The sequence below is a fragment of the Nocardioides sp. Z35_8 genome (assembly GCF_059621125.1).
On the sequence record NZ_JCAQIE010000001.1, the window covers coordinates 2143902 to 2169954 of the forward strand.

Below are 26053 nucleotides of genomic sequence, written 5' to 3' on the forward strand. Positions count from 1 at the left end.
CTGGGGGGTGCGAAAGGACGGCGAGCTCGCGAGCCGCCCGTCGCGGCGGCCGCGCCTGGTCCACCTGTACCCGCGGCTGCATGGCCTCAGCCGTGACGATCGCCGGTGTTGGGGTGCGGGCTCTTGGCGAGGATCGCGGCCTGCGTCCTCGACCTCACCCCGAGCTTGCCGAGCACCGACGACACGTAGTTCTTCGTGGTCTTCTCGGACAGGTGCAGCGCGAACGCGATCTCGCGGTTGGTCATGCCCTCACCCAGCAGCTCCAGGACCTGTTGCTCCTTGGGGGTGAGGTGACGGGTCAGGGGGTCTTCGGGGCGCGTGTCGCGTAAGCGGGCGAGGACGTGCGAGGTCACCGCCGGGTCGAGCATGGACTGCCCGTCGGCGACCCGGCGCACGGTCTCGGCGAGGTCGGCCGGCTTGACGCGCTTGAGCAGGTAGCCGGCCGCCCCGGCCATGATGGCCGCGAACAACGCCTCGTCCTCGTCGTAGGACGTGAGCATCAGCGCCGCGATGCCGGGGTCGACCGAGCGGACCTGTCGGCACACCTCGACCCCCGAGCCGTCGGGGAGCCGGACGTCGAGGATGGCGACCTGCGGGCGCAGGGCAGGGATCTGTCTCGCCGCCTGCTGGGCCAGGCCCGACTCCCCGACGACGACGATGTCGCCGTCGTGCTCGAGGACGCTGCGGAGCCCTCGACGCACCACTTCGTGGTCGTCGAGCAGATAGACGGAGACGGGTCGACGCGACGTGCCGGCCGCGGCCCGAGACGGCTGTGCCATGCGACCAAAGTACCGCTGTGCGCCGACTTCGTGACGTGGTAAGAAGTCACGCTAGTTGTCGAACGTTCGGCACTACCGCGCTGCGCTCGCTGGGTCTATCGTGCCGAAAGCGGTCCCGGGCCCGACGGTGAGCGGTCCGGGACATCTCGCGATCATGCGCCGTGCCCGCCCGGCGGATCAAGGCAGCTCCCGCCCGCCCGGCCGGGGTCCCATTGCGGAGGTCATCGCGGCAGCGAGCACTTGGCCTCTGCGTTCCGTGCGCCGCGTCGTCGACGCTTGAGGGCAGTCCCCTCATGTGCGACGAAGGAGCACCGATGGACGCAACGACGCACAGGAGGGACATCGACCAGCTCTGCGAGCGGCTGGCGGCGGAGTTCGGGACACTCATCCCGGCGGGCCGAGTGCTGCGGATCGTCCATCGCGCCGACCGGCTGGTCGCCTCGGCCGCGAGCGACGCGGCGGATGCCCTCGCCCTCTGCGAGGCGGTCGCCCGCGGGCTGCTCGACGACCACGCCGCCGACCTGGTGACGACCCCGCTCGACCACCGCAAGGGCGTCGCGGACCTGGGGGAGCGTCTCGTCGCGGAGTTCGGCGAGTCGGTCCCGGCCGGGCGGGTGCTGCGCATGGTCCACCGCGCCGACCGCCTCGTGGCCCCCATCGCCGCCAGCGGCCCCGACGCCCTCGCGCTCTGCGAGGCGCTCGCCCGACGGCTGATCCGCGACCACGCAGCCCACGGCCGGGGCGGTGAGCGCGGGAACGCGCGGAGTGCCGTTCGCGCCGTGGTGCGTCCCGAGAGGCAGGCGGGCGCGGGTCGCGTCGCGCCGCTGCCGCAATGAGACTCCCGACCGTCCGGCTCTCCGGATGGCCTCTCCTGCACCGGCGCGGCCTCCCGGACACCTACTTCCCCGAGCGCCGGCCGTGGACCGCGACCACGATGACCGTGCTGGTCCTCGTCACGGTGGGCCTCGTCGTTGGAGGCGCGGTGGGGATGGTGCTGGCGCGCCTCGTCGGGGTGCTGGTGGGCCAGGTCGCGATCGGCACGTGACGCCCGGGAGCACGCTGCCCGCGCGGCGGCTGCGGGGCCGGCTCACGCGCCTCCGACCGGTCGACGCGCCTCGACGGCGGTGACGTGGCCGAGCACCTCCGCGGCCATCACCTCGGGGTGGGTCCGCAACGCCCAGTGGCCGAGGGGGAGGTCGTGACGGCGCAGGTCGTCGCACCACGGCTCGCTGGCGACGAGTGCCGCCTCCCGGATCGCTGGATCGCGGGCGAGCGCGAGCTGGAGGACCGGCACGCTCGTGCGTCGCGGGCGCGGGCGGCGTACCGGTCCGTGCACGTTGCCGCGGTAGTAGCGCAGCCCGGAGACCATGTCGCGGTGCCCGAGGACGCGTAGCAGCGGAGGCGCCAGGGGCGAGACGAGGAACGGGACGTAGGACGACGACACGGCCTGCCCGACGAGGCCGGTCAGACCGGTCGCCGTCGGGTGGCGCAGCGTGCTGCGGGCCCACGCCGCGACGTGGTCGAGGTTGGGCCCGCTGATGGAGGTGAACGAGGCGATCCGCTCGGCAGCGCCGTCCTCGCACACCGCCTCCCACGCCTGCACCGACCCCCAGTCGTGCCCGGCCACGTGGACCGGTCGCACCGGGTCGGTGTCGTCCACGACGGCCATCAGGTCGGCCGCGAGGTGGGGGAGGGCGAACGCGCTGTCGGCGGCGTCCGTGGGCGACAGGCCCTGCCCGCGCGTGTCGTAGAGGACGACGCGCAGCTCGGCGGCGAGCCGCTCCGCGACCGGCAGCCACACCCGGTGCGTGTCGGGCCAGCCGTGCACCAGGACGAGGGCGGGTGCCTCCGGGTCGCCTGCCTCGAGCACTGCCAGGTCGACGCCGTCGCCGCGCACAGTGCGCCGTCGCCACGCGCCGGGGTCGGGTCGGGGATCCATGCGGCCCCCGTACCCAGCGCGAGGCGGAGCACGCGCGGGCGGGGCTCAGGCGCGCAGCACCTTCTCCATGGGGCGTCCCTGGGCGAGCTCGTCGACGAGCTTGTCGAGGGAGCGGATCCGCCGCACGAGCGGATCCGGCCAGCCACTCGATCACCCGGTCGACCTCGGCCTGGGGGCGGCCCGTGCGCTCGGCCTTGGCCGCTCCCGGGACCCTCAGCCCTTGTCGACCTCGGCGGCCCGCCTGAGCACGTCGGACTCGCTCGCCACCGACTTCACCGTGGCGGGGTCCATGAGGGGCTCCGTGCCGGGCTGGTGGAGGTCGGTCTCGGTGGTGTCGGGGTTGACCCCGGCGCCGGCCGCGGGGATGCCGGACGGCGTGGTCGGTCCGTCGTCGGAGCCGGTGCCCGAGTCGGCCACGGCCTTCTCGACCTCGGTCTCGCTCAGGCCCAGCGCGGGCGCGAGCACGGCCGCCTGCTTCGACGAGGCCTTCCTCGGGGCCTTCGACGGGGCCTTCTTCGCAGCCGTCTTCGCAGCCGTCTTCGCAGTCTTCGTGGCGGTCTTCCGCGCAGGCCGCGTCGCGGGCGTCGCCGTGGGCTGCGTGCGTGCCGGCGCCTGCTCGGGGGCCGCGGCCGGCTCGGCGCCTGCCGCCGGGTGCGTACGGGTGCCGGGGATCGGGTCGACCTCGCGGGCCGTGGCCGGAGGCTCCGGCCACGGGCCGGGAGCGGCGCGGTCGGCGGCAGACGCGCGCTCGATGACCCGTCCCACGGCTCGCGCGGTGGCGAGGGCGCCGGTCGTGGCGACCCCGACGGACGCTCCGAGCACGGCGGCAGCGGCGTGGGCGGGCAGGGCGATGGCTCCGGAGACCAGGCGGATCGGGTTCACCTGCGGTCCTCTCGTCAGTTCTCGGCGTCGACGGACGCGGTCCACGTACCCCGGTGCGGCCCCCGGCATCCGTGATCTTCACCACGGGCCCAGCACGTCGTTCGAGCACGTCACAACGGGTGGGACGACGTGTGCCTCGACCGCAGCAGGGTACGGACCGAGCCCCAGCCACGCCGCTCCCGGAACGGACCGGCAACCGAAGGAGCCTCCGATGACCGACGACATGCGCCTGCGTTCGACGTCGACCGCGACAGGATCACCGATCCAGGCGGCCGCCGTCCTCGTCGGGGCAGCGTTCCTCCTCGTCGGTGTCCTGGGCTTCATCCCGGGCATCACGACCGGCCACGACGGCCTCGAGGCCGCCGGGCACGAGTCGCACGCGGAGCTCCTGGGCCTCTTCCAGGTGTCGGTGCTGCACAATGTCGTCCACCTGCTGTTCGGCGTCGCCGGCATGGTCCTGGCCCGCACCGCGGCGAGCGCTCGCGGCTACCTGCTCGGCGGGGGTGCGGTCTACCTCGCCCTGTGGCTCTACGGGCTCGTCGTCGACGAGGACTCGCAGGCCAACTTCGTCCCGCTCAACACCGCCGACGACTGGCTGCACTTCGTCCTCGGCATCGGCATGATCGCCCTCGCCGTGGTGCTCGCCGGGCGGCCGGGCACCACCGGCCTCGGACGCTGAGGAGCGAGCCGATGACGACCAGCGACCGACTCCACTTCATCGGCACCGCCACGACGGTGCTGTCGTTGGGCTCCTTCACGCTGCTCACCGACCCCAACTTCCTGCACCGCGGGCAGCGCGCCTACCTCGGCTGGGGGCTGTCCAGCCGCCGGCTGACCGACCCGGCCGTCGAGCCGGAGGAGCTCCCGGCGCTCGACGCGGTGCTGCTCTCGCACCTGCACGGCGACCACTTCGACCGGGTCGCCCGCGCACGCCTCGACAGGTCGCCTCCCGTGCTCTCGACCCCGCACGCAGTGCGTCGCCTCGGCCCCTGGGGCTTCGACGCACGGGCGATCGAGACCTGGGACCGGCACATGCTGGTCAAGGGGAGCGAGGAGCTGCGGGTGACCGCCGTGCCCGCCGTGCACGCGCGTGGCCTCCTCGGGCGAATGCTGCCGCCGGTGATGGGCAGCGTCCTGGAGCACCTGGTGGACGGCGAGGTGCGCCGGCGCGTCTACGTCAGCGGCGACACGCTGACCGGCGCGCACGTCGACGAGGTGCGGGAGCGGTTCCCCGACATCGACGCCGCCGTCGTGCACCTCGGCGGCACCCGGGTGCTGCTGCGGACCGTCACGATGGACGGCCGGATGGGCGTCGACTTCGTCCAGCGGACGCGGCCCAGGGTCGTGGTGCCGGTGCACCACGACGACTACACCGTCTTCCGCTCGCCGCTGTCCGACTTCGTCACCCGCGCCCGCGACGCCGGGCTCGAGGCCGAGCTGCGCTGCCCGGCCCGGGGCGAGGTCGTGAGCCTCGACCCGTCGGCGCCGCCGTCCTGAGCCGGGGGGTCAGTCGGTGCCGGTCGGCAGGTCGACCGGTCGCCCGAGCAAGGGCGCGACCAGGCCGCGGATCGACGGGCTCGGCGCGAGCCCGAGCTCGGAGGCGAGCAGGCGCCGATAGCCGTCGTACTGCCGCAGCGCCTCAGCGTGGTTGTCCTCGGCGAGGTGCACCGCGATCACCCGCCGGTGCGCGCTCTCGCGCAGCGGCTCGGCACGCACCGCTCCGAGCCCGGCGCTCAGGGCGTCGTGGTAGTGACCGGCGCGGCACAGCAGGTCGGCGCTCCGCTCGAGGGCGTGGAGCCGACGCTGCCGGAACGCCTCCTGCTCCACCGTCAGCCAGTCGTCGTGCCAGGTGGGCAGCAGGTCCTGGGCCAGCAGGGACAGGTCGGGCATCTCGTCGACCGGCGGCGCCTCGCTGCGGCACAGCCGCTGGGCCTCCGCCTCGGCCTCCCAGAGGTCGACGGTGAGCTCGGGGTGCAGCCAGACCTCCAGCGCGTCGCCCTGCACCAGCGCCCGCCCGCGGTCGCGGGGCAGCCGCCACAGCACCGAGCGCAGCGTCGAGGTCGCCCGCGCGGGGTCGGAGTCGGGGCGCATCATCTCGGCGAGCGCCGCGCGGGGGGCGCGACGTCCGCGGTGGCACACCGCGAGCAGGGCGAGCAGCCGGCGCGCACTGGCCGGGACGGGGTGCGGCTGACCGTCGAGGTCCAGCCGGAACCCGCCCAGCAGGTCGAGTCGTGCCGCCAACGCCACGTGCGCCTCCAGGATCGCGTGCGAAGACAGTGCCCCTCGCCCCGGTGTGCATGCATGCGTGACGCGACGGTGACGCCTCGGAGCCGACGGCCGGACGCCCGTCGAATGGCGGGCGGACCGACGGACGTACGCCGGTGTGGTCGCCGGCGTCACGACCCCGCGACGGGCCCCCGGAATCGTGGTCGTCGCAGCGGAGCCGACCGCTCCGCCTCACCCGACAGATTGCGAGGCACGACATGTACCGGCACACCAAGGAGCTCCAGTGGAGCGCCCGGCCCGAGCGCCCCGACGCCCTCTACGCCGCCAAGCTGCAGGAGGTGATCGGCGGCCAGTTCGGCGAGATGACCGTGATGATGCAGTACATGTGGCAGGGCTGGGCCTGCCGCACGCCGGGCAAGTACAAGGACATGATCCTCGACATCGGCACGGAGGAGATCGGCCACGTCGAGATGCTCACCACGCTTCTGGCCCGGCTGCTCGAGGGGGCCCCGTCGGAGACGCAGGCCGAGGCGGCCGCGGCCAACCCGGCGCTCGCGGCGATCCTCGGTGGGCAGAACCCGCAACAGGCCATCGTCAGCGGCGGCTTCGCGATGCCGACCAACAGCCAGGGCGTGCCCTGGAACGCCGGCTACATCGTGGCCAGCGGCAACCTGCTCGCCGACTTCCGGCACAACGTCGCCGCCGAGGCCCAGGGCCGGCTGCAGGTGTCGCGCCTCATCGGCATGACCGACGACCCGGGCGTGAAGGAGACGCTGTCGTTCGCGCTGGCCCGCGACACCTTCCACCAGCAGCAGTGGCTGCTCGGCATCGAGCAGCTCATCGAGGACGGGCACACCGACGGCTTCGAGAGCTCCCGCAAGGACGAGGAGGCGTCCGAGCAGGCCACCGTGTTCTACAGCTTCCACGAGGGCAGCACCGCCGGCGAGGGCCGCTGGGCCCAGGGCGCCTCCCTCACCGGGGAGGGCGAGATCAGGTTCGAGGAGGGCCGCGCGCTCACCGACGACGTGCAGGAGCTGCCGGCTCCCGACCCGCTGCACTTCGCGACCTACGACGGGTCGAAGGGGCCGGGCAAGCCCGGCACCGCCGGTGGCGCCTACGCACAGGGCATGCAGAACCTGATGAACAAGGCCAAGGAGAAGCTCACTCCCGGCGAGTGAGCTGCCGAGCGAGCGCCTGGGATGACCGAGCTCCTGCTCCGGCCCCTGGCCGACGCGTTCATGCAGGTCGGCGTGTTCGTCGCCCTCATGGTCGCGCCCTTCGGCTGGGCCCGCTGCCGGTGGGGCCACCGCCTCGACGCCGCACTGGAGCGGCGTCGGGCGGCGGGTCCGCTGGTGGCGGCCGCCCTCACCATGCCGCCCGGGTGCGGCGGGGCGATCCTGGTGATGGCCGCCTACGGCCGAGGGGCCGTGTCCTACGGGGCGGCCGTCGCGGCGCTGGTCGCCACGATGGGCGACGCGTCGTGGGTGCTCCTGGCCCACGACCCGTGGCTCACGGTGCAGCTCAAGGGGCTGCTGCTCGTCGTGGGGGCCACGACCGGATGGCTGGTCGACGCGATCGGCATCGACCCGCGCCAGCGTACGCCGTCCCCCGCGCCCGCCCCGGTGGACGCCGGCGCGCGGGCGGCGCTCGTGCCGTCGCCCGTCCTGACGGCGGCCCGACCGGTGCGGGCGCGCCCGGTGCTCGCGCTCCACGAGGTCGGCGTGCTGCCGGTGCTGCTCTGGCTGGCGATCGGCGGGGGAGCCACGGTCAGCGTCCCGGTCACCTTCCAGCTCCTCGACCCCGAGACGGTCTACCTCGCGCTGGGCGTGCTGGGCGCCGTCGTGGCGCTGGTGGTGTTCGTGCGCAGCGGCTGCCGGCTCGCCGACGACGACGAGCGCAGCGCGGGGGAGACGTCGATGGCCGCGGTGCTGCGCCACGGTGGTCACGAGGTGGCGTTCGTGACCGTGTGGGTGGCCGTGGCCTACCTCGCGTGGTCGCTGCTCACGCACCTCACCGGCTTCGACGGCTCGCAGCTGCCCGTGCTGGGCCTCGCGGGGGTGCTGGTGGGAGCACTGATCGGCCTCGTGCCGGGGTGCGCGGTGCAGATCGTCTTCGTCGGCATCTTCGCCGCCGGGGGCATGCCGCTGGCGACCTTCGTCGCCAACACCATCAGCCAGGACGGGGACGCCCTGCTGCCCCTCCTGGCCCTCGAGCACCGCTCGGCCCTGGCCGCCACCGTGCTCACCACCATCCCCGCGCTGCTCGTGGGGCTGGCGTTCCTCGTCCTCACCTGACCACCTCATCCCGGAGGCAGATCATGTCCGTGCCCGTCGTTCCCCCGGTCCTTCAGCCCGTCCGTCATGCGCGCCACGCCGCCCGCCCGAGCCACCACGACGGGCTGCAGCGGGTGCTCGCCCTGTGCTGCGCGCTCACCGGCACCTGGTGGGGCGTGACGATGGCCCTGGTCGTGCTCGGCGTCCTGGCGGCGCAGCACGCGGCTCGCCGGGCGGTGGTGCGCTCGGCAGGCGCATCAGTCGCGGTGCGTGGAGGGGTGCTCGCCGCGGCGCAGCACCCCGGCCCGCTCCACCCGTCCGGCAGCGCGGGCCAGACCGCGGCTGGCCCGTGAGGCGGGCTCGTGGGCCCGCGGGAAGCGCCGGGCGCCGGCGTCGAGCAGGTCGCGGCTGCGGTCGAGCACCGTGAGCGGCACGGCCGCCAGCGCGTTGCCGGGAGGGCGGCGCGACACGACCGGGTGGGGGCGGGTGGGCGCCGTGCGCCGCACGGCCTCCCACGCGACGCCGAGCACCTGGAGGCGGCGGGTGTCGACGGCGTCCTGCAGGCGGGGCAGCAGCTCGTCCTCCTCGTCGCGGACGTCCTCGCGCAGCACCGCGGCGAGCCGGGTGAGTACCTCGCGGCGATCGGGGCTGCCCGAGGGCAGCCGCTCGAGCGAGGTCCACAGCTCGTTGACCTCCTGGTGCTCCCGCTCCACCTGGAGCGTGAGCGCCTCGCCGTCGGGGAGCACCCGCCGGGCCTCGGGCCACAGCACCGACTCCTCCGCGAACGCGTGCGGGAAGACAAGTCGGGCGATCGCGTGCAGCGTGGCGTCCTCCTCCTCGCCCGGCGCGCTCCGGCCGAGGCGGTGCAGCAGCCGGTCGAGCCGCTCGTGGTCGCGCTTCTGGCGGGTGAGGATGCTCAGCCGGCCGCCGAGCTGGTCGAGGTCCTGCTCTGCGAGTGAGGTCATCCTCCGTCGTACCCACGCGTGCGCCCTCGCACGCGCCCGCGGGCCGGTCCGGTCACCCCCGGCGCAGGGACCGCGCCGCCCGCCAGGCGACGTAGGTCGCGAGCGCCCACGGCAGTCCGTTGACGACCGGGTCGAGCACCTGGTGGCGCACGTCGCTGCGTCCGCGGCGCGAGCGGATGCCGCCGTAGGTCGCCTCGGCGCGGATCCCGCTCTGCGTGAGCGGGTTGTCGGGCCGTGTCGTCGCGAGGGAGCGGACCACGTGCTCGGTGACGTCGACGCGGTCGGCGGCCATGAGGAGCAGCCAGTGCGCCGCCTTGGCCTCGCTGTGCCTGGCGTAGGCGTAGCGGCGGATGGTCCCGGAGAGTCCGGTCATGGGCTGCGCGGTGCCGAAGGCGGGGGTGAGCCGGGCGTGCTCGATCGAGCGCTCGCGTCCCTCGCCGCCGGGCTGCTGCTCCGGGAGGGGCCGCCCGACGACGGCCGGGTCGAGGACCTCGCGCGGGAAGGAGGGCCGGTCCGCGGGGTCGAGGTCGGCACCCCAGCCGGGGATGCGCGCGCGGAGCTGCTCGACGTCCTCGGGGAGTGCGGGCTTGTCCGGGGTGTAGGGCATGGGTCGTCCTTCCTCAGTCGCCGACCACGATGACCGGCTTGATGCAGCCATCGAGCTTGGCGGAGAACACGTGGTAGGCCTCGGCGATGTCCTCGAGGTCGAAGCGGTGGGTGACGATGTCGTTGGGCTTGAGGTGGCCGTTGCGCACGTGCTCGAGCAGCCGGGGCCACTGGCGCCTGACGGGGCACTGGTTCATCCGCAGGGTCAGCCCTTTGTTGACGGCGTCGCCCATCTTGACGGCGCTGAAGATCGGGCCGTAGGCGCCCATGACCGACACGGTGCCGCCCTTGCGCACGCCGTCGATCGCCCAGTTGAGCGCGGTCGGGGCGCCGCCCTGGAGCTTGAACCGCGCCGCGGTCAGGTGCTGGGTGAGGTTGCCGTCGGCCTCGGCGCCCACGGCCTCGATGACGCGGTCGAAGCCGAGGTGACCGGTCGTCTCCTTCATCGCCACGACCACGTCGTCGATCTGGTCGTAGTCCAGGACCTCGGCGTGCGCGAACGTCTGTGCCTTGGCCAGCCGCTCGGCGAGGTGGTCGATCACGACGACGCGGCCCGCGCCCATCAGCCAGGCGCTGCGGGCGGCGTAGAGCCCGACCGGCCCGGCGCCGAGCACGGCGACCGTGTCGCCCTCGCGGATGTCGGCGAGCTGGGCGCCGAAGTAGCCGGTGGCCAAGGCGTCGGTCATCAGGAGGGCGTCCTCCTCGTCGAGCCACTCGGGGATCACCATCGGACCGACGTCGGCGAAGGGGACGCGGACGTACTCCGCCTGCCCGCCGTCGTAGCCGCCGGTGGTGTGGGAGTAGCCGTAGATGCCGCCGACGGCCGTGGCGTTGGCGTTGACGTTGTGGCAGTTGGAGTAGAGCCCGCGGGCGCAGAAGAAGCAGGTGCCGCAGTAGATGTTGAACGGCACCATCACGCGGTCGCCGACCTGCAGGTCGCGCACCGCGGGACCGACCTCGTCGACCACGCCGACGAACTCGTGGCCGAACGTGTGCCCGACCCGGGTGTCGGGCATCATCCCGTGGAACAGGTGAAGGTCGGAGCCGCAGATGGCGGCGCGTCGCACCCGCACGATGGCATCGGCGGGGTGCTCGATCCGCGGGCGGGGCTTGTCCTCGACGCGGACGCGGTAGGGACCGCGGTAGACCATGGCGCGCACGGCGTGCCTCCTGTGATGGGGCGGGGCGGGGCGGGGCGGGGCGGGGCGGAGCTGGACCGGGAGGGGCTGGGCCACCGGTTCGCCGGCCGGCCCCGGTGGGGGCCGGCCGGCGAACCGGTGGGGAGGAGGGGTCGGGTCAGGACTGCGTCTGCGAGCGGACCTCGTCGACTCCCGACTGGCCCTCGGACTTCACCCGCCCGGCGCTGTCGGTGGCGGCGTCCTTGACCTCCTGAGCAGCCTGGGTGGCCGTCTCCTTGACGCCGTCGGCGACGTCCTGCGCCACCGACCTCGCCTGGTCCACGATCGGCTGACCGTGCTCCTTGGCCGCGTCGACGGCATGCCCTGCGGCCACCGCCTCCTTCTCCGAGGCGGGGATCAGCGCCGAGACGACCATCCCCAGGCCGAAGGCGACCAGGCCGGCGGCGAGGGGCGTGCCCTGCACCCTGTCCTGGGCCCCGCTGACGGCGCCCTGTGCGGTGCCCTTGATCGAGTCGACGGCGCCGGTCGCGGAGTCCTTGGCGGACCCCGATGTGCCCGAGGCCGAGGAGCCCACGCCCTGGGCGGTGCCCATCACCTTGTCGCGCACGCCGAGCAGGCGGTTGCGGGTCGCCTGCTTGCGCCGCTCGACGATGGCCGACGGGCTCACGCGGTCCTGCAGCGCGTCGACGTTGGCGGTCATCGACTCGCGCGTGTGCGCGATGTCGTTGCTCAGCTCTTCTGTGCTCTGGCCCATGCCGCGTCCTCCTTGAGTGTCTGCTGCGTCTCCGGCAGCTGGGGGTTGGTCTTCTTCAGCTCCGCGCGTCCACGGGCCGCCAGGACGGCGGCCACGACGGCCCAGAGCACGGTCGTGATCAGGAACGCCAGCTCCACCGGCATCCAGTTGTCGAGCAGGTAGCTCAGCGCGAAGCTCGCCAGGATCAGCGTCAGCAGGCCGGCGACGCCAGCGCCACCGAGCATCCCGGCGCCCTTGCCGGCCTTGGCCGCCTCCGCCTTGAGCTCGGTGCGGGCCAGGTCGAGCTCCTGCTTGACCAGCGTCGTCAGGTCGTGGCTCAGGTCGCCCACGATCTGGCCGAGGCTGCGCTCGTCCGCGGCGCCGGCCACGTGGGGGCCGGGCTCCGGTGAGCCGGTCGGCAGGGGACCCACGCCCGACACCGGATCCGCGCCCGGGACGCCCGTCACGGCGTGTCCTGGGTGCGCTGTCCCGGGAGGCCGGACGTCGTCGGGTCGAGGGACGAGGGCGCCGGGTCCGTCGCCGGGGTGTCGTAGCCCGTCGTGCCCGGGCTGTCGGTGCTGGAGTGCGCGGCGAGCGGCGCGTCCCCACTGGCGGTGGCCATCGGTCCCGTGCCCACGCCGGTGCTGCCGTAGGTCGTGCCCGGCGTGCCGGTGGTGCCGGAGTCGGCGAGCGACGCCGCAGCCGCGCCGTCGGCGGTGGCCCGGAACATCCGCCCGGCGACCACGCCCGCGGCGAGGGCGCCCAGCAGGAAGGTGCCCGGGCGGCGCCGCGCGAAGTCGCGGGCGTCGTCGAGCAGCTGCGCGGGGTCGCGGTCCTCGAGGTGGCTGCCGAGCGCGCGGACGCGGTCGGAGACCTCCTGGGCCAGGTCCTTCGCGAGGCCCTGCGACGCACCCTCGCCCTGGGCCATCTGCTCGAGGTCGTCACCCAGCGTGACGAGCGTCTGGGCCAGCTTGTCGCGCCCCGTGGTGGCCTGGTCGCTCAGCTGGCTGGTGACCTGCTGACGGGCCTCGCCGACGACGGTGCGGGCCTGCGCGGCCGCGGTCCCGGCGACGTTGAGCGCCTCGTCCTTGGCGGTCCCGGCCACCTGCTTGCCCTGGTCGGCGGCCGTGGCGGCCGTCTCCTTGGCCTTGTCGGTCGTGCTCGAGTCACCGGTGCCGGTCGAGCCCGGGGTGAAGCCGCTCGCGTCGTAGCCGCCCGTGCTGGCCGGGTCGCTGCCGGTGGTGGTGCCTGCTGGTTCGTTTCCGTAGGTCGTCATTCGTCCTCCTCGGACTGGGTGGATGTGCCCGGGCCTGCGCCCGGATCCGGGTCGGGGTCGCTCGCCGGCTCGGACTCCGGCTCGAGCTGCTCCTGGTCGGGCTCTCGGCCGTCAGGGGTCGGCGGGTCGGCGTCCTGGTCGTGGTACGAGTCCTCTGTCATGGCGCTCCGTACCCATCGACCTGCGGCACACTCCACCCCTGGGGGCGGACTTTTCGAGATGCATGGGGGAGGCCGGAGAGGGGCACTGGGAACGATGGCCCCCCTCCTCCAGCACGCCCCTGCGCCGCCGCCGGCCACCCGCTCGTACGCCGACCTGACGGACGCCGAGATCGAGGAGATCGGCCGCACGCTCGACGCGCTGCGCGAGGAGGTGCTGGCCGACCGCGGGGCACGGGATGCGGCCTACGTCCGCCGCGTCATCGCCGTGCAGCGGTGCCTGGAGGTGGGCGGTCGGGTGGTCCTCCTCGGCAGCCGCAGCCGCGTCGCGTGGTGGCTGGGCACGACCTCGCTCGCGCTGTCGAAGGTGCTCGACAACATGGAGATCGGCCACAACGTCCTGCACGGGCAGTGGGACTGGATGCGCGACCCCAAGATCCACTCCTCGACCTGGGACTGGGACCACGCCTCGGCGCCGGAGCAGTGGCGGCGCGCCCACAACGACCGCCACCACGCCAACACCAACGTGCTCGGCAAGGACAACGACCTCGGCTACGGCATCCTGCGCGTCGACGAGGCCCAGGAGTGGGAGCCGCGCCACCTGGCCCAGCCGCTGTTGAACTTCGTCAACGCCTGCATCTTCGAGTACGGCATCGCGATGTACGACCTCGACCTGGGCGAGTCGCTCCGCTCGGGCACCGGCTTCTCCCCGGAGCAGCGTGAGGAGATGCGCACGACGGGGCGCCGGGTGGCGCGCAGCGCGTTCCGCGACTACGTGCTCCACCCGCTGCTGTCGCTGCCCACCGGCTCGGCGCGCACCACCCTGACCGCCAACCTGGTCGCCAACCTGGCCCGCAACGTGTGGAGCCACTCGGTGATCATGTGCGGCCACTTCCCCGAGGGCGTGGAGGTCTTCGAGGTCGAGGAGGTCGACGAGCACGAGACGCGCGGGCGGTGGTACCTGCGCCAGATGCTCGGCTCTGCCGACATCTCCGGCCCGCCGCTGCTGCACGTGCTCTGCGGCAACCTGTCGCACCAGATCGAGCACCACCTGTTCCCCGACCTCCCGAGCAACCGCTACCGCGAGATCGCCGGTCCCGTCCGCGACCTCTTCGAGCGGCACGGCCTGGCCTACCAGAGCGCTCCGCTGCTGCGGCAGGTCGCCAGCGCCTGGCACCGCGTCCTCCGGCTGTCGCTGCCCCCGCGCCGTCGCTGACACCGCGCCGTCGCTGACACCGCGCCGTCGCCGACCCCGGAGTACGGGTGCCACGAGGGCGCATGCGCAGGGCGCCCGCGGGGCACGAGGGGCGCATGACGAGCGGGATGCCGGGGGAGCTCCCGGTCGACGGGGGCCTACCGGCGCACGTGCCGGGCGGTGAGTTCTCCGTCGGCGTCGAGGAGGAGCTGATGCTCGTCGACGACCAGGACGCGCTGATGGGCGCGGCGGCGGGCCCGCTGGTCGCGGCGATGTCGCAGTCGAGGCCCGACGCGGGTGTGGTGACCGGGGAGATCTACGTCGACCAGGTCGAGCTCAACACGCCCGTCTGCGCCACCGCGGAGGACGCGTGGCGCGCGCTGCGCGAGCTGCGCGCCCTCGTCGGCAAGAACGGCGGCCGGGTCCTCGCCGCAGGGGTGCACCCGACCGCCCCGGTCGGCGTCGCCGACATCGCCGCGTCGCCGCGCTACGACCGGATCATCGACGAGTACGCCGGCCTGCTGCGCACGCCGACGGCCGCGCTGCAGGTGCACGTCGGGCTGCCAGACGAGCGCACCGCGATCCTGGCCTACCGCGGGCTGCGCAACCGGCTGCCGCTGCTGCGCGCCCTCGCCGCCGGATCGCCCTACTGGCACGGGCTCGACTCCGGGCAGGCCACGGCCCGCGCCGCGATCATCCGCTCCTACCCGCGCACCACGATGCCGCCGCTGCTGCGGTCGTGGGACGACTACGTCGCGCGCACCGAGTCGCTGATGCGGGCCGCCGAGGCGTCCGACCACACCTACGTGTGGTGGGAGATGCGCCCGCGCCCGTTGCTCGGGACCCTCGAGGTCCGGGTGATGGACTCCGTGCCGTCCCTGACGAGCGTCGCCGCGCTGACCGCCCTCGTTCAGGGCATCGCACGTCGCGCCGTGGAGGCGCCCGACGAGCACGACCTCGAGGAGGACGTGCTGGCCGTCAACGACCACCGGGCGTCGCGCTACGGCCTCGACACCCGCGTGGTCGACGTCGACCAGCACCTCCGGCCGATGCGCGAGATCGCGGGCCGGGTGGTCGCCGAGGCGCGCGCGGTGCTGGCTCCCGATCGGATCGACGCACCGCTCGACGCGCTGGACGCGACGCTGGCGGGGGAGACCGAGCCCAACCGCCAGCGCCGGGTGGTGGCCGCCGGCGGCATGCCGGCCCTGCTCGCCGACCTCGTCGCCCGCACCGGCGACCTGGAGGGCTGAGCCGTGCACGTCGACCACCTCGCGGTCGTGGCGCGCACGCCCGCGGCACCCGTTCCCTAGCCGTCAGCGCGGGGCGGACCGGCCTCGCGCAGCAGCCACCACCCCGCCAGCCACGCGGCGGCGCCGGCGACCACCTCGACGTGCAGGTCGGCCATGACCACGGCGACCATCGTGGTCGCCGCGACCGAGCCGAACCCGTCGAGGTGCACCGCGATCAGCGCCCGAGCGACCGACTGTGCTGCGGGGTCGTGCCGGGGGCCGCCGCGCGGGCGGCGGTGACCGCCGCCCGGCGCCGCGCGTCGAGGGCCGAGGAGCGGCGGGTGAGCCGCTGGTCGAGCAGCCCCGCGGCCTCCGTGGTGCGGCCGGCCATCGCGAGCGTGTGCACGAGGGTGTCCTCGACGACCTCGCGCTGCGCCCGGCTGCCGCCCAGCGGCGACAACCTGCCGACGATGCCGGTGAGGGTCGTCGCGGCGGCGTCCCAGCGCTCCTCGACGACCTGCAGGAGTCCGTCGCAGAGCGGGGCGACCACGTCGCGGAGCACCCGGTCGTCGCTCGCGCGGGACCGGACGGCCAGCGCGGCCAGCGCGGACGCGTCGCCGTCGGCCGCGAGCAGCACCGCGCTGTGCATCGCCGCGAACGGCGTGGGCGGGGTCGTGAGCCACTCGGCGGGGGCCTGGGCGCGCACCTCGGCGACGGGCAGGTCGTCGGTCCAGGCGCCGGTCATCCGCCCGCGCCACAGCAGCGACCCGCTGTCCACCACGACCCGGCTGCCGCTCACGACCGAGGGGGCGAGCTCGCGGGCGTAGCGGCGGCGGACCGCCTCCACGTCGTCCTGCATCAGCTCGTGGAGCGCGGCGTGCCAGGAGAAGTGGGAGCGGTGGTTGGCCTCCGGACCGCGGGTGTGGATCCACTCGTCGAGCCAGGCCAGCCCGGCGGCGTGGTCGCCGGTCTCGTAGTGGACGTGGGCGCGGGCGTGGACCGCGTGGCCCGAGGCCGGCTCGACCGAGAGGGCGTAGGAGGCCAGGTCCTCGGCCTCGGCCCAGCGCTCCTGGTCCTGCCGGACGAACGCCAGCTGGCCGGCGTACCACCAGTCGTCGCCGTAGGCACGGCCCAGCGACTCGACGAGGTCGGCGGTCTGGGGGCCGCTGGTCAGGCCGCCGAAGGCGACGGTCGGCACCGCGACGCTGACGGCGAGCGCGTCGCGGGGGAACAGGCGCACGTGCCGCAGGAGGGCGGCGGCGCCGGTGGCCTCGTCGGTGCGCAGGCGCGTGGTGACGGCGTCGAGGAACGACGACTCGCGGTCGTCGAGGTGGCGCTCGGCCGCCGCCCGGTGTGCGGCGCGCAGGGACTCCCGCCACTGGGCGGTGGTGCCCCACTCGTGACCGAGCAGCGCCAGGGCGGCGTGGGCGAGCACGAAGCCCTCATCGGCGGCGACGGCGTCGGTGAGCCCTTCCTCGACGCCTTCCTGCAGGCGGAGCAGACGGCCGAGGGCCGCGTTGTAGCGCTCGGCGGCGTCCTGGCTGGTGGACAGGGTGAGTCCGTAGGGGTCGACCGGGCGGCGGCGCGACTCGCCGTGCAGCGAGCGGCTGACGATGCGGGCGACGTCGTAGGCCTGCTCGCGGATCTCGGGCATGGCGGTGGACTCCCACAGGTTGCCGCGGCGCAGCGAGCCGACGGCGAGGAACGGGAGCGTGTCGGGCAGGGTGCCGAGGATGCGGCCGTCGTCGGCGGTGTCGATGCCCAGGCCCGCGGGGCCGGGTCGGACGAGGCCCGACTGGGCCAGCCGGGTCAGCAGCGGGTCGGCCGCGATGGAGCCGACGGGGCCGGTGCAGTTGACGACCGCCGCGACCCGCAGCGTCGTGCCGTCGTCGAGGGTGACGTGGAGGGCCGTGTCGTCGGCCCGCACGGCGGCGAGGGTGCCCCGGTGGCGCACGAGCCGGCCCTCGGCGGCGACGGCGTCGAGGCGGCGCGCCGTGGCGGGGGCCATCCGGTGGCGACGGACGTCCCACGCTCGGGCGTCCTCGGCGATGAAGCGACGCTTGTCGGCCTCCGACAGGCCGCGCCAGAGCTGGGCGGTGACCGGGCGCAGCCCGTCGATGGCGGCGCGCCAGTCGCCGGTGGCCTCGACGGTCTCGTGGACGTGCGCGGCGAGCGTGGAGCGCAGCGTGTCGAGGTCCTGGGTGCGGGTGATGCCGGGCGGCGGCGGGACGGGCGGGGTGGTCGGCAGCACGTGGGCGTGCGGCATCGCGTCGGTGCGCGAGACGACGTGGATGGTGCGGTCGGGGCGGTCGGCGCTGATCGCGAGGTCGACCATCGTCAGGCCCGAGCCGAGCATCAGCACGTCGCCGACAGCCGGGATCGGCTGCGTCCACGGGTCGGCCACCAGCCGGGGGTCGTCGGCCAGCTCGGGCGGGGCCCAGCCGGTGCCGGGGCGGCTGCCGGTCGCGAGCACGACCGCGCGCGCCTCGAGCCGGTCGCCGTCGGAGAGGTCCACGACGAACCCGTCGCCGGAGCGGGCGATGTCGGCGACCTCCGCGCGACGGCGTACGAGCTGGGCGTTGCCCGGGAACTCGGTCGCGGTCGTCAGCAGGCTCTCGACGTAGCGACCGAAGACGGCGCGCGGGGCGAAGTCGTGGGGCTGGAAGTCGGGGTCGTGGTGCGCGCGGAGCCAGCGCAGGAAGTGCTCGGGATCGCGGGGGAAGGCGCTCATGCCCGACGCCGGGACGTTGAGGAGGTGCCGCTCGTCGGTGGTGGAGTAGGCCTGGCCGCGACCGGTGCCGGGGGCCGGGTCGACCAGCTCGACCCGGAAGCGGGAGGAGAGCGCCGTCACGAGGTGGGTGGCGACCAGCGTGCCGCCGGCGCCCGCTCCGACCACGACGACCCGACAGTCCCCCTCGTTCGTCACCACAGCGCATTCTCCTTTAGTCAACTGGTTTACTCGACTTACGATATCAGGAGCAGGCGGCCTCCCGCGCATCCGGGTCTCGGCGTGGCGATCACGTCGTGCGGCGCATCACCACGCGGGGAAACCCGGCCGACGTGGCCGTGGTGGGAGCGGCCACCTCGAAGCCGGCGTCCTCGAAGAGCTTGCGGGTGCCGACGTAGGCCATCGTCAGGTCGACCTTCTCCCCGCGGTTGTCGACGGGGTAGCCCTCGACGACCGGCGCGCCGCGGCGGGCGGCGTAGGCCACGGCACCCTCGAGCAGGACGTGCGAGATGCCGCGGCCGCGGTGGCCGGGACGGACCCGGATGCACCACACCGACCAGGCGGACTGGTCGTCGATCACCGGGATCCTGGTGGAGCGGGCGAAGGGCAGCTCGGCGCGCGGGGCGACGGCCGCCCACCCCACGACCTCGCTCCCGTCGTACGCCAGCACGCCCGGCTTGGTCGCGCGGCGGGTCAGCGCCTCGACCCGGGCCGCGCGCGCGGGACCGACCAGCTCGCGGTTGTCCTTGGCCGGGATGCGGTGGCTGAGGCACCAGCACACGTTGGAGCCTGGGTTCTTCGGGCCGACCATGGTGCGCACGTCGTCGAAGCGGGCGTGGGTGGCCGGGTGGACGGTGAGGTCGCCTGAGGCGACGAGGGGAGTCGTGGCCATGGTGCACGCTAGCGCTGCGCGCCGACATCGTGCGGCCGGCGACGGTGGTGGACGGCGCGATGTTGAATGGGGCGATGGACGCACCAGCGACACCGGTCGTGCGCCGGATCGGGCTCCTCGGCGGGATGAGCTGGGAGAGCTCGGCGCTCTACTACGCGATCGTCAACGAGGCCGTCCGCGACCGGCTCGGCGGCTACCACTCGGCGCGGGTGGTGATGGCCTCGGTCGACTTCGCCGACGTCGAGGCACTCCAGGCGGCGGGCGACTGGGACGCGGCGGGCGCGCTGCTGGCGGCCGAGGCCGCGGCGCTCGAGTCGGCCGGCGCGGAGTGCCTGGTGCTGTGCACCAACACGATGCACAAGGTGGCCGGGGCGATCGAGGCGGCGATCCGGATCCCGTTGATCCACATCGTCGACGTGACCGCGGCGGCGGTCCGCGGCGCCGGGCTGCGCCGGGTCGCCCTGCTCGGCACGCGGTTCACCATGGAGCAGACGTTCGTGCGCGAGCGGCTCGCCGGCCACGGCGTGGAGGCGATCGTGCCCGCGGGCGACGACCTCGAGCTCGTGCACCGGGTGATCTACGACGAGCTGGTCCGCGGCGTCGTACGCCCGCAGTCGCGGGCGGCCTACGTCGACGTGGTCGCGCGGCTGGTCGCCCGCGGCGCCGAGGGCGTGGTGCTCGGCTGCACCGAGATCGAGCTGCTGCTCGGCCCCGACGACGTCGACGTCCCCGTCTTCGCCACCACCCGCCTCCACGCGCTGGCGGCCGTCGACTTCGCGCTGGCCTGACGTCGCCCCGGCCCCGGGGAGCGGCGGTCGGTCAGCCCTGCGCCGGCCAGAGGGAGTGGTAGGCGTTGACGGCCGGCTGACCGCCCAGGTGGGCGTAGAGCACGTGCGAGTCGCGGGGGATGTCGCCGGCGCTCACCAGGTCGACCAGGCCGGCGAGCGACTTCCCCTCGTAGACCGGGTCGGTGATCATCGCCTCGAGCTGCGCGCCCAGCGCCATCGCCTCCATCGTCGAGTCGACCGGGATCCCGTAGAGGTCGCCCGCCCACCCCTCGAGCACCGTGACCTCGTCGTCGCGCAGGTCGCGGCCGAGCTCGATGAGCTCGGCGGTGTGCCGCGCGATGCGCTCGACCTGGTCGCGGGTCCTGTCGATGGTCGCGCTGGCGTCGATGCCGAGGACGCGGCGGCGGACGCCGGTGAGGTCCTCGAGGGCCGCGAAGCCGGCGACCATGCCCGCGTGGGTGGAGCCGGTCACCGTGCAGACGACGATCGTGTCGAAGGTGACGCCGAGCGCCTGCTCCTGCTCGGCCAGCTCGAAGGCCCAGCGGGCGAAGCCGAGGCCGCCGAGCCGGTGCTCGCTCGCGCCGGCCGGGATGGCGTACGGCGTGCCGCCGGCCTCCTCGACCTCGCGGATCGCGTCCTTCCACGAGTCGCGGATGCCGATGTCGAAGCCGCTCGGGTCGAGCCGCGAGTCGGCGCCCATCATGCGGCTGAGCAGGATGTTGCCGACCTGCGTGGCGGCCGGGTCGTCCCACGGCACCCACCTCTCCTGCACCAGGCGGCACTTCAGGCCGAGGTGGGCGGCGACGGCGGCCACCTGGCGGGTGTGGTTGGACTGGTAGCCGCCGATGGAGACCAGCGTGTCGGCGCCGCTGGCCAGCACGTCGGGGACGATGTACTCGAGCTTGCGGACCTTGTTGCCGCCGTAGGCCAGGCCGCTGCTGACGTCCTCGCGCTTGGCCCACACCTGCGCCCCGCCACCGCGGGCGGCGAGGTGCTCGCTCAGGCGCCGGAGGTGGTGCACGGGCGAGGGTCCGAAGGTGAGCGGGTGGCGCTCGAACCGGTCGAGGATCACGGGGTCTCCCTGCATCGGGGTGGGTCCCTCAATATGGCGGACCGGTCAAGGGGGTACCCACCGACCATGCCCTCGCTCGCCACCCGCGCCGTCGTGCGCTCCTTCGCCGCGCTCGCCGCGGCCCGCTCCGCGCCGGCGTTCCATCCCCGCGGCGTGGTGTACGAGGGTCGCGCCGAGGTGCACGGCGCCGGGCCGCTGCCGGTGGGCGTGGTGCACTGCCTGGTCCGGCTCTCGAAGGGCATCGGCACGCCGCGCGGGGTGCCGGACCTGCTCGGCCTCGGCGTCCGCCTGCTCCACGACCCGCCCGTCGACGTGCTGTGCACGACGGCGCCGGGGGGCGCGCGGTGGCAGCGCTACCTGCTCGCGCCGAGGATGCGGTGGGGCGGCGCGACGCTGACCTCCCTGATGTGGTGGCGCTCGCCGTCGGGGGAGCGGCTCCAGGTCGTCGTGGACGTGCCCGACCCGCGCCTGGACTCGCCGGAGCCCGACGTGCTCGTCGGGCGGCTGCCCGTCGACCTCACCCTGCGCGTCGTGGGGGCGGGCGGTGACGTGCAGACGGCCACGGTCCGGGTGGAGCGCCGGTCCGAGGCGCCGCGTCCCGACCTCGACCCGGTGCTGCACCGGCCGCGGCCGTGGCGGCTCGGCCCGCACTGGCTGGCCGCGGTGCGCGAGCGTGCGTACGTCGGCAGTCGCGCGGGCCAGCCGCGGAAGGGCGGGGAGGGCGCACACTGAGGTCATGCTGACCGTCATCGTGGCGCTCACCGCCAACGCGATCCTGGCCGTGCTCAAGACCGTCGCCGCGGTCGTCACCGGCTCCGCGTCGATGGTCGCCGAGGCCTCGCACTCCTGGGCCGACACCGGCAACGAGATCTTCCTGGTGGTGGCCGAGCGCAGGTCGGACAAGCCGCCCGACGACGAGCACCCCCTCGGCTACGGCCGTGCCGCCTACGTGTGGTCGATGATCGCCGCGTTCGGCCTGTTCGCCGTCGGCGCGGCGGTGTCGGTCATCCACGGGATCCAGTCGCTCGGCGCCGACGAGCGCGACGCCGACTACCTGTGGGCCTACCTCGTGCTGGGCGCCGCGTTCGTGCTCGAGGGCACGTCGTTCCTCCAGGCCCGCCGGGAGGTCAGGCGGGGCGCGCTCTCGGCGAAGGTGAGCGGGGCGCAGTTCGTGGACCAGACGTCCGACCCGACGCTGCGGGGGGTCTTCTTCGAGGACGCCGCGGCGCTGGTCGGCATCGTCATCGCGCTCGCCGGGCTGGCGCTGCACCAGGTCACCGGCGACGCCGCGTGGGACGCGATCGGGTCGATCCTCGTCGGCCTGCTGCTCGGCTTCATCGCGATCTACCTGCTGCGCCGCAACATGGCGTTCCTCGTCGGCCAGGTCGCCGATCCGCGCATCTACGCCTCGGTGCTCCGCTGGCTGGAGGAGCGACCCGAGGTGCAGTCGGTCAACACCCTGCACCTGGAGTACGTCGGCCCGGAGCGGCTCTTCCTCGTCGGGTCGGTCGACCTGGTCGGCGACCACGTCGAGAGCGAGGCCGCCGAGCATCTGCAGCGGCTCGAGGACGAGCTCGCGCAACGCCCGGACATCGTGCGGGCGGTGCTGTCGCTGGCCGCGCCGGGGCGCCCGCCGAGCGTCGTACGCGTGCCCGGGAACATCCACGATGGTTGAGCGTTGAACCAGTCATGAAGAAGATCGGGTTCCTCAACTTCGGCCACTGGACCGACTCGCCGCAGTCCGCGGTGCGCTCGGCCTCCGACACGCTCCTGCAGTCGATCGACCTCGCCGTGGCCGCCGAGGAGCTCGGCGCGGACGGTGCGTACTTCCGCGTGCACCACTTCGCCCGCCAGCTCGCCTCGCCGTTCCCGCTGCTGGCCGCCGTCGGCGCGCGCACCAGCCGGATCGAGATCGGCACCGGCGTGATCGACATGCGCTACGAGAACCCTCTCTACATGGCCGAGGACGCCGGCTCGGCAGACCTCATCGCCGGCGGCAGGCTGCAGCTCGGCATCAGCCGCGGGTCACCGGAGCAGGTGATCGAGGGGTGGCGCTACTTCGGCTACGCCCCCGCCGAGGGCGAGGACCAGGCCGACATGGCCCGCCGCCACACCGAGGTGCTGCTGCAGGTGCTGGAGGGCGAGGGGTTCGCCCAGCCCAACCCGCGCCCGATGTTCCCCAACCCGCCCGGCCTGCTGCGCATCGAGCCGCACTCCGAGGGCCTGCGCGAGCGCATCTGGTGGGGCGCCGCCTCCGACGCCACCGCCCGGTGGGCGGCGGAGAAGGGCATGCACCTGATGAGCTCCACGCTGAAGGCCGACGAGACGGGCGAGCCCTTCCACGTCCAGCAGCGCAAGCAGATCGAGGTGTTCCGCGAGGCCTGGCGCGAGGCCGGGCACGCGGGCGAGCCGCGGGTGTCGGTCAGCCGCTCGATCATGCCGATCACCACCGACCTCGACCGGATGTACTTCGGCCACGAGGGCAGCAGCTCCGACCAGTTCGGCCAGATCGAGGCCAACCTGCGCGCGGTCTTCGGCAAGACCTACGCCGCCGAGCCCGACGTGCTGGTCGAGGAGCTCGCCGGCGACGAGGCGGTCGCCGCCGCCGACACGCTCCTGCTCACGGTGCCCAACCAGCTCGGGGTCGACTACAACGCGCACCTGCTGGAGTCGGTGCTCACCGACGTGGCCCCCGGCCTCGGCTGGCGCTGACGCCGCTGGGCGTGGCCGCTCGGCGTACGTCCTCGGGCCGGACTTGGAGGGCGAGTCGGACACCTGGAGGCCTTCGCAACCCCCTCCAGGTGTCGAACTCCCCGCTCGAGCGGGGACTCCGACAGGCGCGCGCCCGAGCGGGGACTCCGACGAGGGCGGGCGGAGCAACCCCGCGGGGTCAGGGGGCGGCGGCCCGGAGCTTGTCGAGGAGCGGCCGGGCGGCCTCGGTGAGGAAGCGGTCCTGGCCCTCGTCGCCGACCTGCACGAGCGCCACGTCGGTGAAGCCCGCCTCCCAGTAGGCCGAGACGGCCTCGACGATCTTGTCGAGGTCGGGCCCGCAGGGGATCGACTCCGCGACGTCCTCGGGGCGGACGAAGGTCGTCGCGCCGGAGAAGCCGGCGGGGGTGGGGAGGTCGGCGTTGACCGACCAGCCGCCGCCGAACCAGCGGAACTGCTCGTGGGCGCGCGCGAGCGCCGCGTCCTCGTCGGGGTCCCAGCAGATGGGGATCTGGCCGACCGCGCGGGCTCCGTCGCCGATGCGCGGGGCCCCGTCGACGGAGTTCCACGACTCCACGATCTGCGCCTTGGGCTCGACGGCCACCAGGTGGTCGGCCAGGGGCGCGAAGCGCTCGATCGCGCGGTCGCCGGCCACGGCGACGCCGATGTCGACGCCCTGCTCGGGGAGGTCCCAGACCCGGGCGGAGTCGACCTGGAAGAACTCGCCGCGGTGGTCGACCAGGTCGCCGGTGTGCAGCGCGCGGATGACCTCGATGGCCTCGGCCAGCATGTCCTGCCGTTCGGCGAGCGCCGGCCAGCCCTGGCCCACCACGTGCTCGTTGAGGTTCTCCCCGCTGCCGAGGCCGAGGACGAACCTGCCCTCGGCGAGGATCTGCAGCGTCGCGGACTTCTGCGCCACCACGGCCGGGTGGTAGCGCAGGGTCGGGCACGTCACGTAGGTCATCAGCCCGACCTGCTCGGTCGCCTGCGCCACCGCTCCCAGCGTCGTCCAGGCGTACGGGGCGTGCCCCTGCTCGGTCAGCCACGGGGAGTAGTGGTCGCTCATCACCTCGAAGTCGAAGCCGGCCCGCTCCGCGGCGACGGCGTACGACACCAGCTCCCGCGGGCCGCTCTGCTCGGTCATCAGGGTGTAGCCGAAACGCGTCATGCTGCGACGGTAGCCAGCCGCTGCAGGGCACCCACCACCCGGCGAGGTGAGGTGTGCGCGCGGGCCTGCTGGTTGTGTGGAGGGTCCCCGACGAAGCAGGAGGCACGCATGAGCGGCACCGACGGACACGACGATCAGCAGGACCAGCAGGACGGGCAGGTCTCCGAGATGGCCGCGGCCGGCGGTGAGCCCGAGCCGATCAGCTCCGGCGACTCCGTGGCCGGGCAGCCCGACCCCCACCCCGGCGAGGTCGACGAGGGCGCGCAAGGACCCGACGCGATCCCGGACGACCCGACCGGCGAGCACCCCCACGAGCCCTGAGCCCACCGGCCCCTGGCCGGGCCCCGCACGCTGGTCCTGTAGGAACGTCCCATGAGCCGACCGGTGATCGTCGTCGTGGGGGCCGGTCCGGGCGTGAGCGGGTCGCTCGCGCGCCGCTTCGCCGACGAGGGGTACGACGTGGCGCTGCTCGGCCAGGACCAGCACGTCCTCGACGACCTCGCGGCCGACCTCGAGCGCCGGGGCGCCACGGTCGGGCACGCCCGCGTGGACGTCACCGACGACGAGGCCACCCGGGCGGCCGTACGCCGGTTCGGCGAGCACAGCGGCCGGATCGACGTGCTGCACTTCAACCCCAGCGTCTTCCGGCAGAAGGACCCGCTGGAGCTCACCGTCGCCGAGCTGCTCGCCGACGTCGCGCTGGGAGTGGGTGCGCTGCTGACGGCCGTGCAGGCAGCGCGGCCCTTCATGTCGGCCGGCGCGCGGATCAGCGTGACCGGCAGCGTGGCCGCCGACGAGCCGTGGGAGGGCGCGGCGTCCCTCGGCGTGCAGAAGGCCGGCGTGCGCAACCTCGTGCAGAGCATCGACAAGACGCTCGCGCCCCACGGGATCCGCGCCGTCTCGGTGACGGTGCGCGGCGCCCTGGCGCGCGAGGGCGCGTTCGCCCCGGACCGGGTCGCCGAGGCGCTGTGGTCGGCCGTGAGGACGGACGAGGCCGACTGGCGCTCCGAGGTCCCCTACGACGGATGAGGCGCGGGCCTCAGCCCTTGCGGCCGAGGACGAGGTAGGCGATCGGGCCGACCGGCTGCACCGACAGCGCCGGTACCCACAGCAGCTTGGGCCCGCGCACCTGGTCGGAGGGGCGCCGTTTGAGGTCGCGGGCGCACCAGGCGGTGAGGGCGACCTCGACGATCCCGGCCGCGGCGACGAGCTTCCTCTGGGTGGGCGTCAGGTCGCTCCACGACTTCTTCTGTGCCATGGCCGCACGCTACCGGGGCCGGCGCCGGGTCGGCGCGC

Annotated in this window: 32 protein-coding genes; 14 read left to right on the top strand and 18 right to left on the bottom strand. The window is 74.2% G+C overall.

Features of this window, described 5'->3' with window-relative positions:
- Positions 1-86 precede the first annotated feature (86 nt).
- Entirely contained in the window at positions 87-779 is a 693-nt protein-coding gene (locus AC54T2_RS10295) for a response regulator (RefSeq protein WP_489976556.1), read from the bottom strand.
- A gap of 314 nt (positions 780-1093) precedes the next feature.
- On the opposite strand from AC54T2_RS10295, the gene AC54T2_RS10300 reads away from it, so the two are divergent.
- Both AC54T2_RS10300 and AC54T2_RS10305 read left to right on the top strand, forming a co-directional pair.
- Entirely contained in the window at positions 1094-1615 is a 522-nt protein-coding gene (locus tag AC54T2_RS10300; protein ID WP_489976557.1) for a hypothetical protein, read from the top strand.
- Positions 1612-1824: a hypothetical protein gene (locus tag AC54T2_RS10305; protein WP_489976558.1), complete on the top strand. Its 213-nt coding sequence runs from the start codon at positions 1612-1614 to the stop codon at positions 1822-1824. The genes AC54T2_RS10300 and AC54T2_RS10305 overlap by 4 nt, the downstream gene beginning before the upstream one ends.
- A gap of 42 nt (positions 1825-1866) precedes the next feature.
- Here AC54T2_RS10305 and AC54T2_RS10310 read toward each other — a convergent pair whose 3' ends face one another.
- From AC54T2_RS10310 to AC54T2_RS10320, 3 genes are all read right to left on the bottom strand, one after another.
- Entirely contained in the window at positions 1867-2718 is an 852-nt protein-coding gene (locus AC54T2_RS10310; protein ID WP_496666113.1) for an alpha/beta fold hydrolase, read from the bottom strand.
- A 45-nt stretch (positions 2719-2763) separates the two neighbouring features.
- The gene (locus tag AC54T2_RS10315; protein ID WP_241005429.1) at positions 2764-2844 is read right to left on the bottom strand and encodes a DUF2200 family protein; all 81 of its coding nucleotides are present in this window, start codon (positions 2842-2844) and stop codon (positions 2764-2766) included.
- An 87-nt stretch (positions 2845-2931) separates the two neighbouring features.
- Positions 2932-3600, bottom strand: coding sequence for a hypothetical protein (locus AC54T2_RS10320; protein ID WP_496666114.1), 669 nt, complete (start codon positions 3598-3600; stop codon positions 2932-2934).
- Between the two features lie 211 nt (positions 3601-3811).
- Here AC54T2_RS10320 and AC54T2_RS10325 point away from each other — a divergent pair, with 211 nt between their 5' ends.
- Positions 3812-4279, top strand: coding sequence for a DUF4383 domain-containing protein (locus AC54T2_RS10325; protein ID WP_496666115.1), 468 nt, complete (start codon positions 3812-3814; stop codon positions 4277-4279).
- An 11-nt stretch (positions 4280-4290) separates the two neighbouring features.
- The gene (locus tag AC54T2_RS10330) at positions 4291-5097 is read left to right on the top strand and encodes an MBL fold metallo-hydrolase (protein ID WP_496666116.1); all 807 of its coding nucleotides are present in this window, start codon (positions 4291-4293) and stop codon (positions 5095-5097) included.
- 9 nt (positions 5098-5106) lie between these two features.
- Here AC54T2_RS10330 and AC54T2_RS10335 read toward each other — a convergent pair whose 3' ends face one another.
- Positions 5107-5847 carry an AfsR/SARP family transcriptional regulator gene (locus AC54T2_RS10335; RefSeq protein ID WP_496666117.1) on the bottom strand — a complete coding sequence of 247 codons (741 nt, stop codon included), beginning with the start codon at positions 5845-5847 and terminating at the stop codon, positions 5107-5109.
- 236 nt (positions 5848-6083) lie between these two features.
- Here AC54T2_RS10335 and AC54T2_RS10340 point away from each other — a divergent pair, with 236 nt between their 5' ends.
- Together AC54T2_RS10340 and AC54T2_RS10345 are read left to right on the top strand one after the other, a co-directional pair.
- The gene (locus AC54T2_RS10340; RefSeq protein WP_186341544.1) at positions 6084-7004 is read left to right on the top strand and encodes a manganese catalase; all 921 of its coding nucleotides are present in this window, start codon (positions 6084-6086) and stop codon (positions 7002-7004) included.
- Positions 7005-7025: 21 nt separating this feature from the next.
- Positions 7026-8120, top strand: a complete 1095-nt coding sequence (locus AC54T2_RS10345) for a putative manganese transporter (protein ID WP_496666118.1) — start codon at positions 7026-7028, stop codon at positions 8118-8120.
- 236 nt (positions 8121-8356) lie between these two features.
- Here the strand turns inward: AC54T2_RS10345 and AC54T2_RS10350 are convergent, their stop codons facing one another.
- From AC54T2_RS10350 to AC54T2_RS10380, 7 genes are all read right to left on the bottom strand, one after another.
- A complete protein-coding gene (locus AC54T2_RS10350) occupies positions 8357-9064 on the bottom strand; it encodes a hemerythrin domain-containing protein (RefSeq protein ID WP_186341546.1) in 708 nt (235 codons plus the stop codon).
- Positions 9065-9116: 52 nt separating this feature from the next.
- The gene (locus AC54T2_RS10355) at positions 9117-9671 is read right to left on the bottom strand and encodes a hypothetical protein (RefSeq protein WP_489976565.1); all 555 of its coding nucleotides are present in this window, start codon (positions 9669-9671) and stop codon (positions 9117-9119) included.
- A 13-nt stretch (positions 9672-9684) separates the two neighbouring features.
- Complete coding sequence (locus tag AC54T2_RS10360; protein ID WP_222129686.1) at positions 9685-10821, bottom strand: zinc-dependent alcohol dehydrogenase; 1137 nt, start codon at positions 10819-10821, stop codon at positions 9685-9687.
- A gap of 145 nt (positions 10822-10966) precedes the next feature.
- Complete coding sequence (locus tag AC54T2_RS10365; protein WP_186341549.1) at positions 10967-11563, bottom strand: DUF3618 domain-containing protein; 597 nt, start codon at positions 11561-11563, stop codon at positions 10967-10969.
- A complete protein-coding gene (locus AC54T2_RS10370) occupies positions 11539-11973 on the bottom strand; it encodes a phage holin family protein (protein WP_206054535.1) in 435 nt (144 codons plus the stop codon). The genes AC54T2_RS10365 and AC54T2_RS10370 overlap by 25 nt, the downstream gene beginning before the upstream one ends.
- A 32-nt stretch (positions 11974-12005) precedes the next feature.
- Positions 12006-12818, bottom strand: a complete 813-nt coding sequence (locus AC54T2_RS10375; protein WP_489976566.1) for a hypothetical protein — start codon at positions 12816-12818, stop codon at positions 12006-12008.
- Positions 12815-12979 (bottom strand): hypothetical protein, encoded by a 165-nt coding sequence (locus tag AC54T2_RS10380; protein WP_496666119.1) that lies wholly within the window; start codon positions 12977-12979, stop codon positions 12815-12817. The genes AC54T2_RS10375 and AC54T2_RS10380 overlap by 4 nt, the downstream gene beginning before the upstream one ends.
- Positions 12980-13073: 94 nt before the next feature.
- On the opposite strand from AC54T2_RS10380, the gene AC54T2_RS10385 reads away from it, so the two are divergent.
- Positions 13074-14192, top strand: a complete 1119-nt coding sequence (locus AC54T2_RS10385; RefSeq protein WP_496666120.1) for a fatty acid desaturase family protein — start codon at positions 13074-13076, stop codon at positions 14190-14192.
- A 95-nt stretch (positions 14193-14287) separates the two neighbouring features.
- Positions 14288-15421: a carboxylate-amine ligase gene (locus tag AC54T2_RS10390; RefSeq protein ID WP_496666121.1), complete on the top strand. Its 1134-nt coding sequence runs from the start codon at positions 14288-14290 to the stop codon at positions 15419-15421.
- Between the two features lie 56 nt (positions 15422-15477).
- Here the strand turns inward: AC54T2_RS10390 and AC54T2_RS10395 are convergent, their stop codons facing one another.
- The 3 genes from AC54T2_RS10395 to AC54T2_RS10405 form a co-directional block, all read right to left on the bottom strand.
- Positions 15478-15630, bottom strand: a complete 153-nt coding sequence (locus AC54T2_RS10395; RefSeq protein ID WP_186341554.1) for a hypothetical protein — start codon at positions 15628-15630, stop codon at positions 15478-15480.
- 5 nt (positions 15631-15635) lie between these two features.
- Positions 15636-18326, bottom strand: a complete 2691-nt coding sequence (locus AC54T2_RS10400) for an FAD/NAD(P)-binding protein (RefSeq protein ID WP_496666122.1) — start codon at positions 18324-18326, stop codon at positions 15636-15638.
- Positions 18327-18417: 91 nt separating this feature from the next.
- A complete protein-coding gene (locus AC54T2_RS10405) occupies positions 18418-19020 on the bottom strand; it encodes a GNAT family N-acetyltransferase (RefSeq protein WP_496666123.1) in 603 nt (200 codons plus the stop codon).
- 74 nt (positions 19021-19094) lie between these two features.
- On the opposite strand from AC54T2_RS10405, the gene AC54T2_RS10410 reads away from it, so the two are divergent.
- Complete coding sequence (locus tag AC54T2_RS10410) at positions 19095-19808, top strand: aspartate/glutamate racemase family protein (protein WP_496666124.1); 714 nt, start codon at positions 19095-19097, stop codon at positions 19806-19808.
- 31 nt (positions 19809-19839) lie between these two features.
- On the opposite strand, the gene AC54T2_RS10415 is transcribed toward AC54T2_RS10410, so the two are convergent.
- A complete protein-coding gene (locus tag AC54T2_RS10415) occupies positions 19840-20880 on the bottom strand; it encodes a 1-aminocyclopropane-1-carboxylate deaminase (protein ID WP_496666125.1) in 1041 nt (346 codons plus the stop codon).
- Between the two features lie 66 nt (positions 20881-20946).
- Between AC54T2_RS10415 and AC54T2_RS10420 the strand changes: the two genes are divergently transcribed.
- From AC54T2_RS10420 to AC54T2_RS10430, 3 genes are read left to right on the top strand one after another with little or no spacing between them, the layout of a single operon-like run.
- Positions 20947-21612: a hypothetical protein gene (locus AC54T2_RS10420; protein ID WP_489976574.1), complete on the top strand. Its 666-nt coding sequence runs from the start codon at positions 20947-20949 to the stop codon at positions 21610-21612.
- Between the two features lie 4 nt (positions 21613-21616).
- Positions 21617-22555, top strand: a complete 939-nt coding sequence (locus tag AC54T2_RS10425; RefSeq protein ID WP_496666126.1) for a cation diffusion facilitator family transporter — start codon at positions 21617-21619, stop codon at positions 22553-22555.
- Between the two features lie 14 nt (positions 22556-22569).
- Positions 22570-23592, top strand: coding sequence for an LLM class flavin-dependent oxidoreductase (locus tag AC54T2_RS10430; RefSeq protein ID WP_489976576.1), 1023 nt, complete (start codon positions 22570-22572; stop codon positions 23590-23592).
- A gap of 178 nt (positions 23593-23770) precedes the next feature.
- On the opposite strand, the gene AC54T2_RS10435 is transcribed toward AC54T2_RS10430, so the two are convergent.
- Complete coding sequence (locus tag AC54T2_RS10435; protein WP_496666127.1) at positions 23771-24757, bottom strand: LLM class F420-dependent oxidoreductase; 987 nt, start codon at positions 24755-24757, stop codon at positions 23771-23773.
- Between the two features lie 108 nt (positions 24758-24865).
- Between AC54T2_RS10435 and AC54T2_RS10440 the strand changes: the two genes are divergently transcribed.
- Together AC54T2_RS10440 and AC54T2_RS10445 are read left to right on the top strand one after the other, a co-directional pair.
- Positions 24866-25078 (top strand): hypothetical protein, encoded by a 213-nt coding sequence (locus tag AC54T2_RS10440; RefSeq protein ID WP_496666128.1) that lies wholly within the window; start codon positions 24866-24868, stop codon positions 25076-25078.
- A gap of 51 nt (positions 25079-25129) precedes the next feature.
- Complete coding sequence (locus tag AC54T2_RS10445; protein ID WP_496666129.1) at positions 25130-25786, top strand: SDR family oxidoreductase; 657 nt, start codon at positions 25130-25132, stop codon at positions 25784-25786.
- 10 nt (positions 25787-25796) lie between these two features.
- On the opposite strand, the gene AC54T2_RS10450 is transcribed toward AC54T2_RS10445, so the two are convergent.
- A complete protein-coding gene (locus AC54T2_RS10450; protein ID WP_186341564.1) occupies positions 25797-26015 on the bottom strand; it encodes a PLD nuclease N-terminal domain-containing protein in 219 nt (72 codons plus the stop codon).
- Positions 26016-26053 lie beyond the last annotated feature (38 nt).